General features: G+C 63.3%; 14 protein-coding genes. 9 read left to right on the top strand and 5 right to left on the bottom strand.

The window, feature by feature from the left end; all coding sequences use genetic code 11:
- Nucleotides 1–158 precede the first annotated feature (158 nt).
- The 9 genes from AAGS40_RS08965 (at nt 159) to iscX (ending at nt 6,963) form a co-directional block, all read left to right on the top strand.
- Complete coding sequence (locus AAGS40_RS08965) at nt 159–656, top strand: low molecular weight protein-tyrosine-phosphatase (protein ID WP_345810929.1); 498 nt, start codon at nt 159–161, stop codon at nt 654–656.
- Nucleotides 657–859: 203 nt separating this feature from the next.
- On the top strand, nt 860–1,405 hold the full coding sequence (gene iscR / locus AAGS40_RS08960) for a Fe-S cluster assembly transcriptional regulator IscR (RefSeq protein ID WP_345810928.1): 546 nt from the start codon (nt 860–862) through the stop codon (nt 1,403–1,405).
- Between the two features lie 54 nt (nt 1,406–1,459).
- A complete protein-coding gene (locus AAGS40_RS08955) occupies nt 1,460–2,683 on the top strand; it encodes an IscS subfamily cysteine desulfurase (RefSeq protein ID WP_345810927.1) in 1,224 nt (407 codons plus the stop codon).
- Between the two features lie 62 nt (nt 2,684–2,745).
- Nucleotides 2,746–3,162 carry a Fe-S cluster assembly scaffold IscU gene (iscU, locus tag AAGS40_RS08950; RefSeq protein WP_345810926.1) on the top strand — a complete coding sequence of 139 codons (417 nt, stop codon included), beginning with the start codon at nt 2,746–2,748 and terminating at the stop codon, nt 3,160–3,162.
- A gap of 172 nt (nt 3,163–3,334) precedes the next feature.
- The gene (iscA, locus tag AAGS40_RS08945) at nt 3,335–3,658 is read left to right on the top strand and encodes an iron-sulfur cluster assembly protein IscA (protein WP_345810925.1); all 324 of its coding nucleotides are present in this window, start codon (nt 3,335–3,337) and stop codon (nt 3,656–3,658) included.
- A gap of 128 nt (nt 3,659–3,786) precedes the next feature.
- Complete coding sequence (gene hscB, locus AAGS40_RS08940) at nt 3,787–4,314, top strand: Fe-S protein assembly co-chaperone HscB (protein ID WP_345810924.1); 528 nt, start codon at nt 3,787–3,789, stop codon at nt 4,312–4,314.
- 84 nt (nt 4,315–4,398) lie between these two features.
- Nucleotides 4,399–6,270, top strand: coding sequence for a Fe-S protein assembly chaperone HscA (gene hscA / locus AAGS40_RS08935; RefSeq protein ID WP_345810923.1), 1,872 nt, complete (start codon nt 4,399–4,401; stop codon nt 6,268–6,270).
- 138 nt (nt 6,271–6,408) lie between these two features.
- A complete protein-coding gene (gene fdx, locus AAGS40_RS08930; protein WP_013338768.1) occupies nt 6,409–6,750 on the top strand; it encodes an ISC system 2Fe-2S type ferredoxin in 342 nt (113 codons plus the stop codon).
- Nucleotides 6,751–6,765: 15 nt separating this feature from the next.
- Nucleotides 6,766–6,963: a Fe-S cluster assembly protein IscX gene (iscX, locus tag AAGS40_RS08925; RefSeq protein ID WP_345810922.1), complete on the top strand. Its 198-nt coding sequence runs from the start codon at nt 6,766–6,768 to the stop codon at nt 6,961–6,963.
- A 123-nt stretch (nt 6,964–7,086) separates the two neighbouring features.
- On the opposite strand, the gene AAGS40_RS08920 is transcribed toward iscX, so the two are convergent.
- The 5 genes from AAGS40_RS08920 to AAGS40_RS08900 form a co-directional block, all read right to left on the bottom strand.
- Entirely contained in the window at nt 7,087–7,809 is a 723-nt protein-coding gene (locus AAGS40_RS08920; RefSeq protein WP_345810921.1) for a glycine zipper 2TM domain-containing protein, read from the bottom strand.
- A gap of 328 nt (nt 7,810–8,137) precedes the next feature.
- Nucleotides 8,138–9,682 (bottom strand): lysine--tRNA ligase, encoded by a 1,545-nt coding sequence (gene lysS, locus AAGS40_RS08915; RefSeq protein ID WP_345814334.1) that lies wholly within the window; start codon nt 9,680–9,682, stop codon nt 8,138–8,140.
- Nucleotides 9,683–9,845: 163 nt separating this feature from the next.
- A protein-coding gene (gene prfB / locus AAGS40_RS08910) for a peptide chain release factor 2 (protein ID WP_345810920.1) occupies nt 9,846–10,950 on the bottom strand; the annotation gives its coding sequence in 2 pieces (ribosomal slippage) (nt 9,846–10,868 and nt 10,870–10,950; 1,104 coding nt in all).
- A gap of 207 nt (nt 10,951–11,157) precedes the next feature.
- Nucleotides 11,158–12,864: a single-stranded-DNA-specific exonuclease RecJ gene (gene recJ / locus AAGS40_RS08905; RefSeq protein WP_345810919.1), complete on the bottom strand. Its 1,707-nt coding sequence runs from the start codon at nt 12,862–12,864 to the stop codon at nt 11,158–11,160.
- Nucleotides 12,865–12,880: 16 nt separating this feature from the next.
- Nucleotides 12,881–14,098: a regulator gene (locus tag AAGS40_RS08900; protein WP_345810918.1), complete on the bottom strand. Its 1,218-nt coding sequence runs from the start codon at nt 14,096–14,098 to the stop codon at nt 12,881–12,883.
- Nucleotides 14,099–14,189: the final 91 nt, after the last annotated feature.

The raw sequence follows: 14,189 nt of genomic DNA, 5'->3' as shown, positions 1-14,189 counted from the left end.
GCAACGGCCAGTGAGCCGGGAGGCCCCGCTCGCGTCATCCCGGCGCGTGGTGACTAATCAGCGGCGCCGCCCGGGGCAGAAAAAAGTCCAACTTTATATAATCGCTGCACCGTCTGACAACTGCCGGTCAACGCGCGTAAAGGCGCCCGAAGCGTTCAATGAAAACCGTGTCCATCTGTTTCGTCTGCCTTGGGAACATCTGCCGTTCGCCGACTGCGGAAGGCGTGATGCGCCATCTGGTCGGGGAGGCGAAGCTTGCGGAACGCATTCTGATCGACTCGGCCGGCACCGGCGACTGGCATATCGGCGCGCCGCCGGATGACCGCGCGCAACGTGCAGCCAGTCGCCGTGGTTACGAGTTGAGCGCATTGCGCGGCCGTCAGATTGGCGCGGCGGATTTCGAGCGCTTCGACCTGCTGATCGCAATGGATGACGCAAACGTCGCGGCTTTGCGCAAAATCTGCCCACCTTCACAGCGCGACAAGATTCGTCTGCTGATGGAATTCGTTCCTGAAGCGGACGAGCGCTGGGATGGTGCACGAGAAGTGGTCGATCCATATTTCGGCGGGGAAGCGGGCTTCGAACAGGTGCTGGATCAGTGCGAAGCAGCGTGTCGCGGACTGATCGCCGCATTGCGGCCGCAGTTGATTACGTAGGCGAACTCCGCCACAGGCCGAGCGCCTACGCCGAGCCGACCGCCAAGCCGCCCGCCGACCGCCGGTGCACGCTGAGCGCGCTGCACACTTAACGCGCCGCACGCAGTTAAGCAAATGACCCAAATCGCGATAGGGATACTTGACTAAATCGCTCATGTATTTATACTTGACCAAACTTGTCGAGAATTGCGGTTCCCCTATATATGAGACTCACCACGAAAGGCCGTTTCGCCGTCACGGCGATGATTGACCTGGCGCTTCGCCAGGAGCAGGGCCCGGTGACGCTTGCGGGTATCAGCCAGCGCCAACATATCTCCCTGTCCTACCTCGAGCAGCTGTTTGGCAAGCTGCGTCGCCATGAAATCGTCGAGTCCGTGCGCGGACCGGGCGGCGGCTACAATCTCGCCCGCCGCGCTGAAGAGGTGACCGTGGCCGACATCATCATCGCGGTCGACGAGCCGCTTGACGCCACCCAATGCGGCGGCAAAGGCTCGTGCGAGGGCACCAAGCAGCATGACGGCCACTGCATGACGCACGAACTGTGGTCCACGCTGAATCAGAAAATGGTCGAGTACCTGGATTCGGTGTCTCTCAAGGATCTGGTCGACCAGCAGCGTTCGCGCGAAGGCGCGCCGGCAGTGCTGCGCGATCGTCGCAGCGAGGCGCCGGCGGTCGAGCCAGTGCGCGTCACGCCGAAAGGGCCCAATTCCGTTTTTAACATGGCCGGTTCCCAGGTGTCGGGCAGTTAGCCGCCCGATCAGGAAATCCAGAAGCCAGAGCATATGACGTCCCCGGAGCGATAGATGAATAACGACATTCCCCATCTGCCCATTTACATGGACTACAGCGCCACGACTCCGGTCGACCCGCGCGTGGTGGACAAGATGATTCCGTACCTGCGTGAGCAGTTCGGCAACCCCGCATCGCGCAGCCATGCATATGGTTGGGACGCGGAGCGTGCAGTCGAAGAAGCGCGCGAAAACGTCGCGAAGCTCGTCAACGCCGATCCGCGCGAGATCATCTGGACGTCGGGCGCAACGGAATCGGACAACCTGGCGATCAAAGGCGCCGCGCACTTCTACAAGAGCAAGGGCAAGCACATCATCACGGTGAAGACCGAGCACAAGGCTGTGCTCGACACCTGCCGCGAGCTCGAGCGCGAAGGCTTCGACGTCACCTATCTGGACGTGAAGGACGACGGGCTGATCGACCTCGACAAGTTCAAGGCGGCACTGCGCCCGGACACGATTCTCGTGTCGGTCATGTCGGTGAACAATGAGATCGGCGTGGTGCAGGACATCGAGGCGATTGGCGAGATTACCCGTGAAAAAGGCATTATTTTTCACGTCGACGCGGCGCAGGCGACCGGCAAGATCGAAATCGACCTGCAAAAACTGAAAGTCGATCTGATGTCGTTCTCGGCGCATAAGACGTACGGTCCGAAGGGCATTGGCGCGCTGTATGTGCGTCGCAAGCCGCGTATCCGTATCGAGGCGCAGATGCACGGAGGCGGTCATGAGCGCGGTATGCGTTCGGGCACGCTGGCCACGCACCAGATCGTCGGCATGGGCGAGGCGTTCCGTATCGCGCGTGAAGAAATGGCCACCGAAAACGAACGTGTGCGCATGCTGCGCGACCGCTTGTTGCGCGGCCTGTCGGAAATGGAAGAAGTGTATGTGAACGGCGACATGGAAAAGCGTGTGCCGCACAACCTGAACATCAGCTTCAATTTCGTCGAAGGCGAATCGCTGATCATGGCTGTGAAAGACGTGGCGGTGTCATCGGGTTCGGCGTGCACGTCGGCGTCGCTGGAACCGTCGTATGTGTTGCGTGCGCTCGGCCGCAACGACGAACTGGCGCACAGTTCGATCCGCTTCACGGTGGGCCGTTTTACGACCGAACAGGATGTCGATTACGTGATCAACCTGTTGAAGACCAAGATTTCGAAGCTGCGCGATCTGTCGCCGCTGTGGGAAATGCATAAAGACGGCATCGATATTTCGAGCATCCAGTGGGCAGCGCACTGACGCGCCGCGTGGATGGCATCGATTGGACATTTGCAGGTTGAAACGGATCAAGGAGTGTAATCATGGCTTATAGCGACAAGGTTCTGGACCATTACGAAAACCCCCGTAACGTGGGTTCGTTCTCGAAAGACGACGACACGGTCGGCACCGGCATGGTCGGCGCACCGGCTTGTGGCGACGTGATGAAGTTGCAGATCCGCGTGGGCGCGGACGGCGTGATCGAAGACGCGAAGTTCAAGACGTACGGCTGTGGTTCGGCCATTGCGTCGAGCTCGCTTGTCACCGAATGGGTGAAGGGCAAGACGCTGGACGAGGCGATGTCGATCAAGAACACGCAGATTGCCGAAGAATTGGCGCTGCCGCCGGTCAAGATCCACTGTTCGATTCTCGCGGAAGACGCGATCAAGGCAGCGGTGGCCGACTACAAGCAACGTCACGGCGAAGCAGCGGCGGTCGAAGGCGACAAGCAGCACGCTTGAGCACGCTCGGGTACGTCGCGTAAATCGAGAAGCGGATGGCACGGGCCGGGCAGGCCATGAGCATCACGCCATTTCGCAAGAGCGATATTTGAGCAGGCAGGGTAGCAGCGCGTAGCCGGCAGCACGGTTTCTTTAAAACGTGCGCCGCGCGCGCCGCGCAATGAGAAACGCTATGGCAATTACGTTGACCGAAAAGGCAGCACAGCACGTCCAGAAATATTTGACCCGCCGCGGGAAAGGCGTTGGATTGCGCGTCGGCGTGCGCACCACGGGTTGCTCCGGCTTGGCCTACAAGCTCGAGTACGTGGATGAACTCGCGCCTGAAGACGAAGTGTTCGAATGCAACGGCGTGAAGGTCGTTGTCGATCCGAAAAGCCTCGCCTATATCGACGGCACCGAACTCGATTTCGCACGCGAAGGGTTGAACGAAGGCTTCAAGTTCAACAATCCGAACGTGAAGGACGAATGCGGGTGCGGCGAGTCGTTCCGCGTGTAACCGGTTCATTTCCGCGTGTAGCGGACCAAAGGCGGCGCGGGCCGCCTTTTTAGTTTGATCCGCGTATCTATGCCGACTTTGCGCAAGCTCGCTGCCTTTTTAATTCCAGAACGGACCCTTTCTATCCGATGGCCTCGCTGAACGACAGCCACTTCGACCTGTTCGGTCTGCCGGCACAATTCGCGCTCGACGATTCGGCGCTCGATCACGCGTACCGCACAGTCCAGGCGCAAGTGCACCCCGACCGGTTCGCGGCCGCCGGCGACGCGCAAAAGCGCATCGCGATGCAATGGGCGACGCGTACCAACGAGGCTTATCAGACACTGCGCGATCCGCTAAAGCGCGCGACCTACCTGTTGCATCTGCGCGGCATCGACGTCGGCGCGGAGAACAATACCGCGATGGAGCCGGCGTTCCTGATGCAGCAGATGGAATGGCGCGAGGGCATCGAGGACGCGGCCGCGGCGAAAAATGTCGACGCGCTCGACGCATTGCTCACCGAACTGCGCGACGAAGAGCGCGTGCGTTTTGACAAGCTCGGCGCGTTGCTCGACAGCGGCGCCAATCAGGCGGCAGGCGAGGCGGTGCGGCAGTTGATGTTCATCGAGCGGGTAGCGTCCGAGATCGGCACGCAGATCGAGCGTCTCGAAGGCTAGACGGCAAAGCACAGAAGAGCCGTAGCAACACATCCAGCAACGCAAAAAATTCAGGACGGGGCGAGCGGCCCCGAGAAGATCCAGATGGCCCTACTGCAAATCTCCGAACCCGGCATGGCGCCGGCGCCCCATCAGCGGCGCCTCGCGGTCGGCATCGACCTCGGCACCACCAACTCGCTCGTAGCGGCTGTGCGCAGCGGCGTGCCCGACGTGCTGCCCGACGAAGAAGGTCACGCGCTGCTGCCATCCGTCGTGCGTTACCTGGAAAAGGGCGGCCGGCGCATTGGCCGCGCGGCCAAGGCCGAGGCCGCCACTGATCCGCGCAACACGATCGTGTCGGTCAAGCGTTTCATGGGCCGTGGCAAGGCGGAAGTGGAGGGCGCGGAAAACGCACCCTACGATTTCGTCGACGCACCCGGCATGGTGCAGATCCGTACCGTGGACGGCGTGAAGAGCCCGGTCGAGGTGTCGGCGGAAATTCTCGCGACGCTGCGTCAGCGCGCCGAAGATTCGCTCGGCGACGAGCTCGTCGGCGCGGTCATCACCGTGCCCGCCTATTTCGACGAAGCGCAGCGCCAGGCGACCAAAGACGCCGCGCGTCTCGCCGGCCTGAACGTGCTGCGTCTGCTGAACGAGCCGACCGCGGCCGCGATCGCCTACGGCCTCGACAACGGCTCTGAAGGCCTTTACGCGGTCTACGACCTCGGCGGCGGCACCTTCGATCTGTCGATTCTGAAACTGACGAAAGGCGTGTTCGAAGTGCTCGCGGCGGGCGGCGACTCCGCGCTCGGCGGCGACGACTTCGACCACGCGTTGTACCGTCACGTGCTGGAGCAGTCCGGCATTGCGCCGAACACGCTCGCCCCCGAAGACGTGCGCCTGCTGCTCGACAGCGTGCGCGCCACCAAGGAGGCGCTGTCGGACGCGCCGGTCGCTAGCGTGCAGGCCCGGCTCTCGAACGGCACTGAGATCGATCTGACGGTCGACGAGGCGACGTTCGAAGCGATCACGCAGGCGCTGGTCGCGCGCACGCTCGGTCCGACGAAAAAAGCGCTGCGCGACGCCAGGGTTGCGACGAAGGACATCAAGGGCGTGGTGCTGGTTGGCGGTGCAACGCGCATGCCGGTGATTCGCCGCGCGGTCGAAGCGTTTTTCGGCCAGCCTCCGCTGACGAACCTCGACCCGGATCAGGTCGTCGCGCTGGGTGCGGCGATCCAGGCTGATCTGCTCGCGGGCAATCGCGGTGCGGACGGCGACGATTGGTTGCTCCTCGACGTGATTCCGCTGTCGCTCGGCGTCGAGACCATGGGCGGCCTGACCGAGAAGATCATTCCGCGCAATTCGACCATTCCGGTGGCGCGTGCGCAGGATTTCACCACGTTCAAGGACGGCCAGACGGCGATGGCGATCCACGTCGTGCAAGGCGAGCGCGAGCTCGTCAGCGATTGCCGCTCGCTCGCGCGGTTCGAACTGCGCGGCATTCCGCCAATGGCCGCCGGCGCCGCCCGCATTCGCGTCACCTACCAGGTCGACGCGGATGGGCTGCTTTCCGTATTCGCGCGGGAACAGGGTTCCGGCGTGGAAGCGTCGGTGGTGGTGAAGCCGTCCTACGGTCTTGCCGACGACGACATCGCGAAGATGCTCGAAGACAGTTTCTCGACCGCCGAAGTCGACATGCGCGCGCGTGCGCTGCGCGAGGCGCAGGTGGAAGCTCGCCGTCTGGTCGAAGCAACCGACGCCGCGCTTGCCGCCGACGCCGAGTTGCTCGACGACAGCGAGCGCGCGGAGCTGGACGCGTTGCTCGCCGCGCTGCGCAACGTCGCTCAGAGCGACGACGCGGATTTGATCGAAGCTGCCACCAAAAAGCTCGCGGAAGGCACCGACGAATTCGCCGCCCGTCGCATGAACAAGGGCATTCGCCGCGCGCTTGCGGGTCGCAAGCTCGACGACATCTGAGCGTCGCCCTGGTTGCAGCCGCCTGGCCCATCCAGACGAGAAGACGCGCGGCATGGACTTAAAAAGTCCGCGCCGCGCCAGTAAAATGGTGCGAAGCCTGTTTGCGGCATTCGCGCCGCAGACCCAAACGGAAAATGTATGCCTCAAATCGTTGTGCTGCCTCATGTCGAGCTGTGCCCGGAAGGCGCGGTGATCGACGCCGTGCCCGGCAAGAGCATTTGCGACAACCTGCTCGATAACGGTATCGAGATCGAGCACGCGTGTGAGAAGTCATGTGCCTGTACCACGTGCCACGTGATCGTGCGTGAGGGTTTCGCCGCCTTGACGCCGTCCGAGGAAGACGAGGACGATCTGCTGGACAAGGCGTGGGGTCTCGAACCTGCTTCGCGCCTCTCATGTCAGGCCATCGTGCCGGCGGAGCAGGACCTGGTTGTCGAGATTCCGCGCTACTCCATCAATCACGCGAAGGAAAACCACTAACAGGAGGAAGCAGCCATGAAGTGGACCGATACGCAAGACATCGCGATGGCCCTGACGGACAAGCACCAGGACGTCGATCCGCAGCAGGTGCGCTTCACCGATTTGCACCGCTGGGTCACGGAACTGGAAGGTTTCGACGACGATCCGGAACGGTCGAACGAAAAAATCCTCGAAGCGATTCAGGCCGCCTGGATCGAAGACGCGGATTACTAGATTTCCGCGCCGTGGTCGGTTGGGCATGGCGAACCAGCAGCGAAAAAAAGGCGATTCCCTGATTGGGGAATCGCCTTTTTTGCTGGTCGATGGTGAAAACTCAGACCGGGCAAAGGAGGGGGTTCAGCTCGCCACCAGCGTGCCATTCTCGACGCGCACGCGTTGACCTTGCTGGAACGGCGGCGCTTCGTGGTAAGTGAAATAACGCGTCTTGCCGTTTTCCATATGCACGCGCACCGAGTACGCCGTAGTGCTGCGAATATGCTTTTCGACCGAGTTACCGGCGAGACCGCCGCCCAGCGCACCGAGAATCGTCATCGCCGTGCGGCCGCCGCCGCCGCCGAACTGGTTACCCACCACGCCACCTGCCACCGCGCCGCCTACCGCGCCGATGCCAGTGCCATGTCCTTCCTGACGTACTGCCGAAATGGCGACCACCGTGCCGCACGTCGAGCAGTAGGCAGGCTGGGAGGGCGGCTGCTGTGCGTATTGCGGCGCTGCGGCCGGGGCTTGCTGTTGCGCGTACTGCGTCGGGGCCGGGCTCGGAACAGGTTGCGTTGTCTGGACGACAGGCTGCTGCGCCGCAACCTGCGGAGCGGCCTGCTGCGGCGACGGAGCGGCAGGCGCCGCGGAGTCTACGACGCCCGGCTGTTGCGCGGTGACTGGGGCGGCCTGCGACGTTTGGGTTTGTGCGCCGCTGCTCGACGCCTTCGGGAACACACCTGTCATGGCGGCTGTTGCAACGAGGCTGGCGACGATGACCGCGCCGGCCGCCGTCGCGATCAGCGGATGAAGACGCCGTTGTGAACCTGGCTGTTGCGTGGGTTGCGTATTGAGGTTATCCATGGTGACCTCCGTCTGGTGCAAAGTCGACTGTGAACTGTAATTAAGTCCAAGTGTCAGGCAAATCAATCCGTGCGACGTTTCAATTTGTAACGATTAGCGCGTGGTTTCTGCGGCCGGTTGCCACCGGAAGATGCCCGGCGGCCCGAGATACGTCGCTTCCCAAATCCGCCACCGCTTGCGACAAACCGCACGGGAGGCCCGCTACGCGCAGCTTTTACAGGTGGTTACACGCCGGCCAGCGCAGTATGCCGCCTTCGAAAGCAGGAGTAGCAAGAAAAAAGCCCGGCCGGAGCCGGGCTTCTTCAACGTTCAAGGCCGCAGACAGGCATCAATCCTCGCGACGTAGATGTGGAAACAGAATGACGTCGCGGATACTCGGGCTGTCGGTCAGCATCATGACCAGGCGGTCGATACCGATCCCGCAACCGCCCGCCGGCGGCATTCCATATTCCAGCGCCCGAATGTAGTCGGCGTCGTAGAACATTGCTTCTTCGTCGCCTGCGTCTTTCTGATCGACCTGCTTCCTGAAGCGGGCGGCCTGGTCTTCCGGATCGTTCAGTTCCGAGAAGCCATTCGCGATCTCGCGGCCCGTGATGAACAGCTCGAAACGCTCGGTGATCCCGTCGACCTTGTCCGATGCGCGCGCAAGCGGCGACACTTCGACCGGATAGTCGATGATGTACGTCGGCTCCCACAATTGCGACTCAGCGGTCTCTTCAAAGAGCGCGAGTTGCAGCGACCCGACCCCAGCGTTCAGAAATTGCGGCTGCGATGCGTCCACGCCGAACTTTTTCAGTTCCGTGCGCAGGAAAGCGCTGTCAGCGAGTTGTTCGTTCGTGTATTGCGGCGCGTATTTCTGGATCGCCTGGGTGATGGTCAGGCGATGGAACGGTCGCGCCAGATCCAGTTCGCGGCCCTGATAGGTGATGGTGGCAGTGCCCAATGCGTCGATCGCCGCCTGGCGGATCAGTTGCTCGGTGAAGTCCATCACCCACTTGTAATCGGTGTAGGCGGCGTAGAACTCGATCATCGTAAATTCCGGATTGTGGCGCACGGAAACGCCCTCATTGCGGAAGTTGCGGTTGATCTCGAACACGCGCTCAAAACCGCCGACCACGAGGCGCTTCAGATACAGCTCCGGCGCAATGCGCAGGAACATCTGCATGTCGAGCGCATTGTGGTGCGTGGTGAACGGCTTGGCCGCCGCGCCGCCCGGAATAGGGTGGAGCATCGGCGTTTCGACTTCCATGAAATCGGCCTGCGCCATGAACTTGCGGATCGACGAGATCGCTTTCGTGCGCGCGACGAAAGTCTTGCGCGTTTCCGGCGTGACGATCAGATCGACATAGCGTTGGCGGTACTTCATTTCCTGGTCCGATAGACCATGAAACTTGTCCGGCAACGGACGCAGCGACTTCGACAGCAGGCGCAGTTCCGTGCAGCGCACGGACAGCTCGCCCTTGTTCGTGCGGAACAGCACGCCGCGCGCCGCGACGATGTCGCCCATGTCCCACTTCTTGAACGCGTCGTACGTGGCCTCGCCGACGTCGGCCGGCGTGATGAAGAACTGGATCTGGCCCGAGCCGTCGCGCACGGTCGCGAAACTTGCCTTGCCCATGACGCGTTTGAGCATCATGCGGCCGGCGATCGCCACTTCGAGGCGGTTCGCTTCGAGCGCTTCCTTGTCGGCGTGCTCATATTGCGACTGCAGGTCTTCTGCGTGATGCGTGGGGCGGAAGTCGTTTGGATAGGCGACGCCTTGCTCACGCAACTCGCGCAGCTTCTCGCGGCGCTCGGCGATGATCTTGTTATCGTCCTCGGGGATGGAAGCGGGTTGCGTCGCACCAGGCTGGGCCGCGCTGGGCTGGCCCATCTCGGGCTGGGTCGGTTCGGTCATGATGATGTCGATATTCGGTGGCCCGCGCCGGAATCAGCCGCACGCGGGGAGCCAGTCATTGGGAAACCTCAGGCGGTACAGAAAAACAGTGAAACGCCGGCAGATGCGGCGCGGCGGAGCAAGCCGCACCGCTAGTGCGCTAGACGCCCTGTTTCAGGCTCGCGCTGATGAACGGGTCGAGGTCGCCGTCGAGCACGCTCTTGGTGTTGCTGATTTCGACGTTGGTGCGCAAATCCTTGATACGGCTGTTATCCAGCACGTACGAGCGGATCTGATGACCCCAGCCCACATCGGTCTTACCGGCTTCGAGCTTGTCCTGCTCTTCCTGACGTTTGCGGATTTCCGCTTCGTACAGACGCGATTTCAGCATGGCCATCGCTTCGGCGCGGTTGCGGTGCTGCGAGCGGTCGTTCTGGCACTGCACGACGATACCCGACGGCAAGTGCGTAATCCGCACGGCCGAGTCGGTCTTGTTGATGTGCTGACCGCCCGCGCCGGATGCGCGGTAGGTGTCGATCCGCAGATCGGCCGGGTTGATGTCCACTTCGATCGAGTCGTCGATTTCCGGGTACACGAACACCGACGAGAACGACGTATGACGCCCGCCCGACGAATCGAACGGCGACTTGCGCACGAGGCGGTGCACGCCGGTTTCGGTGCGCAGGAAGCCATACGCGTATTCGCCTTCGATCTTGATCGTGGCGTTCTTGATGCCCGCGACGTCGCCGTCGGTCTGTTCGAGTACTTCGGTTTTGAAACCCTTGCGCTCGCAGTAGCGCAGGTACTGGCGCAGCAGCATGGCCGCCCAGTCGCACGCTTCGGTGCCGCCGGCGCCAGCCTGAATGTCGAGGAATGCGTTGTTCGGGTCGGCCGGATTCGCGAACATCCGGCGGAATTCCATATCGGCCACACGCTGTTCGATTTCCTGCGCATCGGATTCGCAGGCGACGAGCGTTTCCTCGTCGTTTTCTTCGCGCGCCATTTCGAACAGGTCCTGTGCATCGCGCAGGTCGTTGTCGAGCGACGTGAGTTTGCCGACCGTGTCGTCGAGCAGTTTCTTCTCCCGGCCGAGGGCCTGGGCGTGCTTGGAGTCATTCCAGACGTCCGGGTCTTCGAGTTCCCGGTTGACTTCGATTAGACGCAGTGCTTTGTCGTCGTAGTCAAAGATACCCCCGTAGCGAGTCCGCGCGAGTGCGCAGGTCCGCGAGTGAGGCTTCGATCGCGTTGAGACGTTCCGCTTCCATGTCGATCTTTTATGGCTTCGTAAAAAGACGAAATTATAGCCGATCGGCGCGCCGCGCCGTCGCCCGATCAACGCGCCGGCGTGTACTTTGGACTGATTTTGCGGCGTTTTCCGCGGGTTTTGCCGCAACGCGTAGTGGCGCCCCGAGTTCGCCGCGGCATTCGGAGGAACGCGCCGCGCGAATGCGTGCGCCGCTTTCAGCGCGCGATCAGCTTGCCGCGTGCTCGACGATCAGTTGCACGCGCGACACGCCGTTCCACGAGTCGCTCGCGAGCCGGTACGCGAGCGTGGTGCGCGCGGGCAGCGTGTCGGTGTGATTGAACCAGATTGCGTTGAAACGCTGGCGTCCGCGCACGAGTTGCAGCTTCAGGTGCTTGTCCTTTACGAGCGCCTGTGACGCAATGTCGAACTCGCCGGAAAAGACGGGCGCCGGAAAGCCCTGACCCCACACCGCCGCGTCCAGCATTTCGACGAATTGCGGCGTGAAGTAAGCGTCTTCCAGCTCGCCGTCGGTTTCCACGGTGCGCGACAGCGTGTCGGCCGACAGCCATTCCCGGCCGACCGATTCGAACGCGGCCGTAAAGCGCGGCACGTCGGCGGCGGCGATCGTCAGGCCGGCCGCCATCGCGTGACCGCCGAATCGGGCGATCAGACCGGGCTCGCGCTTCGAGATCAGATCGAGCGCGTCGCGCAGGTGAAAGCCCGGAATCGAGCGGCCCGAACCTTTGACGATCTGGCCGCTGTCGTCGGCGAGGGCGAACGTGAAGGACGGCCGGTGGAATTTCTCCTTCAGCCGTCCCGCGACGATGCCGATCACGCCCTGATGCCACGTCGGATTGAACAGGGTGATGGTGGTCGCGCCGTCCGGCTCGATCGACGACAGGTCTTCGAGCGCCTGCTGCTGCATGCCGGCCTCGATTTCGCGACGCTCGCGGTTCATCGTGTCGAGTTGCTGGGCGAGCTCCCATGCGCGGCCGACGTCGTCCGTCGTCAGGCATTCGATCCCGAGCGACATATCGGAAAGCCGTCCCGCCGCATTCAGGCGCGGACCCAGCGCGAAGCCGAGGTCGAAACCCGACGCCTGGCGAGCGTCGCGCGCGGCGGCCCGAAAAAGCGCGGCGATGCCCGGTTGCATCTTGCCTTTGCGGATGCGCTGCAAACCTTGCGCGACCAGCACGCGGTTATTGCCGTCGAGCCTGACGACGTCCGCCACGGTGCCGAGCGCGACCAGGTCGAGCAGACCGTCGAGACGCGGTTCGACAAACGCATCGCTGAACGCGCCGCGCCGGCGCAATTCGGCACGCAGCGCGAGCAGCACGTAGAACATCACGCCGACGCCCGCGATGCACTTGCTCGGAAACGTGCAGCCCGGCTGATTCGGATTGACGATCGCGCGCGCGGGCGGCAATTCGTCGCCGGGTAAATGATGATCGGTGACGAGCACGTCGATGCCGAGCGCGTTGGCGGCCTGCACGCCGTCCACGCTGGCAATGCCGTTGTCGACGGTGATCAGCAGTTCCGGCTTGCCCGACGGATTGCGCGCGGCCAGCGCGACGATTTCGGGCGTGAGGCCATAGCCGTATTCGAACCGGTTGGGCACCAGATACTCGATGCGGCCGCCGAACATGCGCAGGCCGCGCACGGCGACCGCGCAGGCAGTGGCGCCGTCGCAGTCGTAGTCCGCGACCACCAGCATGCGGCGCTTGCCCTGGATGGCGTCGGCGAGCAGCACGGCGGCGTCTTCGCAACCCTTGAGCGCGACAGGCGGCACGAGCCGCGCGAGGCCGGTTTCGATTTCGTCCGGTACGCACACGCCGCGCGCCGCGTACAGACGCGCGAGCACCGGATGCAGACCGTGCCGCGTAAGGACTTCAGCGTCGACAGGAGAGGAAGCGCGCGTAACGATTCGAGTCATTCGGAAAGGCCGTGGATCATTCGATGAAAAGGGACGCAAGCACGCGCCGCCGCCAGAATTTGCGCAGATCGCCGCGCGTGACGTTGAGCGTGACCGAGCCGGTGTCGCCGCACAGTGTGACGCCGAGTTCGGCGAGCCGGCCGGCTTGCAGCGCATCGAGCGCAGGCTGGAACCAGTCTTTCTCGAGCGACGCGAATGCGTGATTCCAGCGCGCCCAGTCCTGTTCGATGAACGGCGCGGAAAACGGATCGAGTTCGACGAGCGCCGTGTTGCTCGCCGAACCGGCAGGACGGGGCGGCGCATGGCCTGCCGTGCCGTTCGCGAGGGCAGGCGAGTTCGCACCTGGGTGAGCGCGGGCCCCGGCATCATCGAAGCCGCCGCCTGCGCCACGATCGAGCGCCGCCGACGCGCCGGCGAACGCGTCGAATGAAGCGGGCGGCGCGGCGACCGGCACACCTGCGGTGATGCCGAGACCGCGCGTGGCCGCGGCGTCCGAGAACACCTGCGAAAACGGGCTCGTGACCGCTTGCGCCGCGCCTTGCGCGTGGAACCAGATCGAATTGACAGCGGGCAGGCCGCGCGCCTCGCGCGCCTCGTTCACGGGATGCTCGAACCATGCCATCTGCACTTCGTTCTGCAGCTTCATCCACGCGCGTGAGCGCTCGCCCGAATGCGCTTCGTGCGGCAGCCAGATTTCGATATTGCGCCCGCTTGCCCGTAACGGCGACGCGCCCGCGAGCGTGCCGAACCCCTCGCCCGACAGATACCAGCGCGCCGGTTTCGGCGCTTCGATCCGCACGCCGAGTTCCTCGATCAGCGGACGCGCGATCGCGAGCAGCGCTGCGGCGTCGTCGTCCGGCAAGTCGAGCGATGCGGGATCGATCAGCACCAGATGATCGTGCGCGATCCGCACGTGGACCGGTTGCACGCAAGCCCAGGTGGCGCTGCCGGGATCGCCGCCGTCCGCGCGCAACATGTACGGTGCAAGCGGCGCTTCATCGGCGGCGGCCGCACCGGACGGCAGCGCGCCGAACTGCCGGGCGATCCAGCGCTCGTGCGGCAGCGTGCGCTGAAAGTCTTCGCCGATCACGCGCTCGGTGAGCGTCGCGCGCGAGATCAGGCGGTCGAGTGCGGGACTCTGGATGTCGTGAAGTGCGGTGGAGGCGTCCGCTGCGGCGGGCAACGCAAAGGGCAGGAGAAGATGAAGACGGTTGGCGTGCATGATGCTGCGCATTGTAGGGCAAAGAGTGCGAGTATTCAGATCAGATGGCGGACTGTATCGGCGGATGCGGGAAACGCGGCCCGACAGCGATCGGCGGCACAGC

It is taken from the genome of Paraburkholderia sp. PREW-6R, assembly GCF_039621805.1.
Lineage (GTDB): Bacteria > Pseudomonadota > Gammaproteobacteria > Burkholderiales > Burkholderiaceae > Paraburkholderia.
This window is presented reverse-complemented; position numbering and strand designations above follow the sequence as displayed.

Bases quoted from the DNA above. Each gene is read 5' to 3' on its own strand.
- AAGS40_RS08965 (WP_345810929.1), top strand. From the start codon at position 159: ATGAAAACCGTGTCCATCTGTTTCGTCTGCCTTGGGAACATCTGCCGT.
- iscR (WP_345810928.1), top strand. From the start codon at position 860: ATGAGACTCACCACGAAAGGCCGTTTCGCCGTCACGGCGATGATTGAC.
- AAGS40_RS08955 (WP_345810927.1), top strand. From the start codon at position 1,460: ATGAATAACGACATTCCCCATCTGCCCATTTACATGGACTACAGCGCC.
- iscU (WP_345810926.1), top strand. From the start codon at position 2,746: ATGGCTTATAGCGACAAGGTTCTGGACCATTACGAAAACCCCCGTAAC.
- iscA (WP_345810925.1), top strand. From the start codon at position 3,335: ATGGCAATTACGTTGACCGAAAAGGCAGCACAGCACGTCCAGAAATAT.
- hscB (WP_345810924.1), top strand. From the start codon at position 3,787: ATGGCCTCGCTGAACGACAGCCACTTCGACCTGTTCGGTCTGCCGGCA.
- hscA (WP_345810923.1), top strand. From the start codon at position 4,399: ATGGCCCTACTGCAAATCTCCGAACCCGGCATGGCGCCGGCGCCCCAT.
- fdx (WP_013338768.1), top strand. From the start codon at position 6,409: ATGCCTCAAATCGTTGTGCTGCCTCATGTCGAGCTGTGCCCGGAAGGC.
- iscX (WP_345810922.1), top strand. From the start codon at position 6,766: ATGAAGTGGACCGATACGCAAGACATCGCGATGGCCCTGACGGACAAG.
- AAGS40_RS08920 (WP_345810921.1), bottom strand. From the start codon at position 7,809: ATGGATAACCTCAATACGCAACCCACGCAACAGCCAGGTTCACAACGG.
- lysS (WP_345814334.1), bottom strand. From the start codon at position 9,682: ATGGGCCAGCCCAGCGCGGCCCAGCCTGGTGCGACGCAACCCGCTTCC.
- recJ (WP_345810919.1), bottom strand. From the start codon at position 12,864: ATGACTCGAATCGTTACGCGCGCTTCCTCTCCTGTCGACGCTGAAGTC.
- AAGS40_RS08900 (WP_345810918.1), bottom strand. From the start codon at position 14,098: ATGCGCAGCATCATGCACGCCAACCGTCTTCATCTTCTCCTGCCCTTT.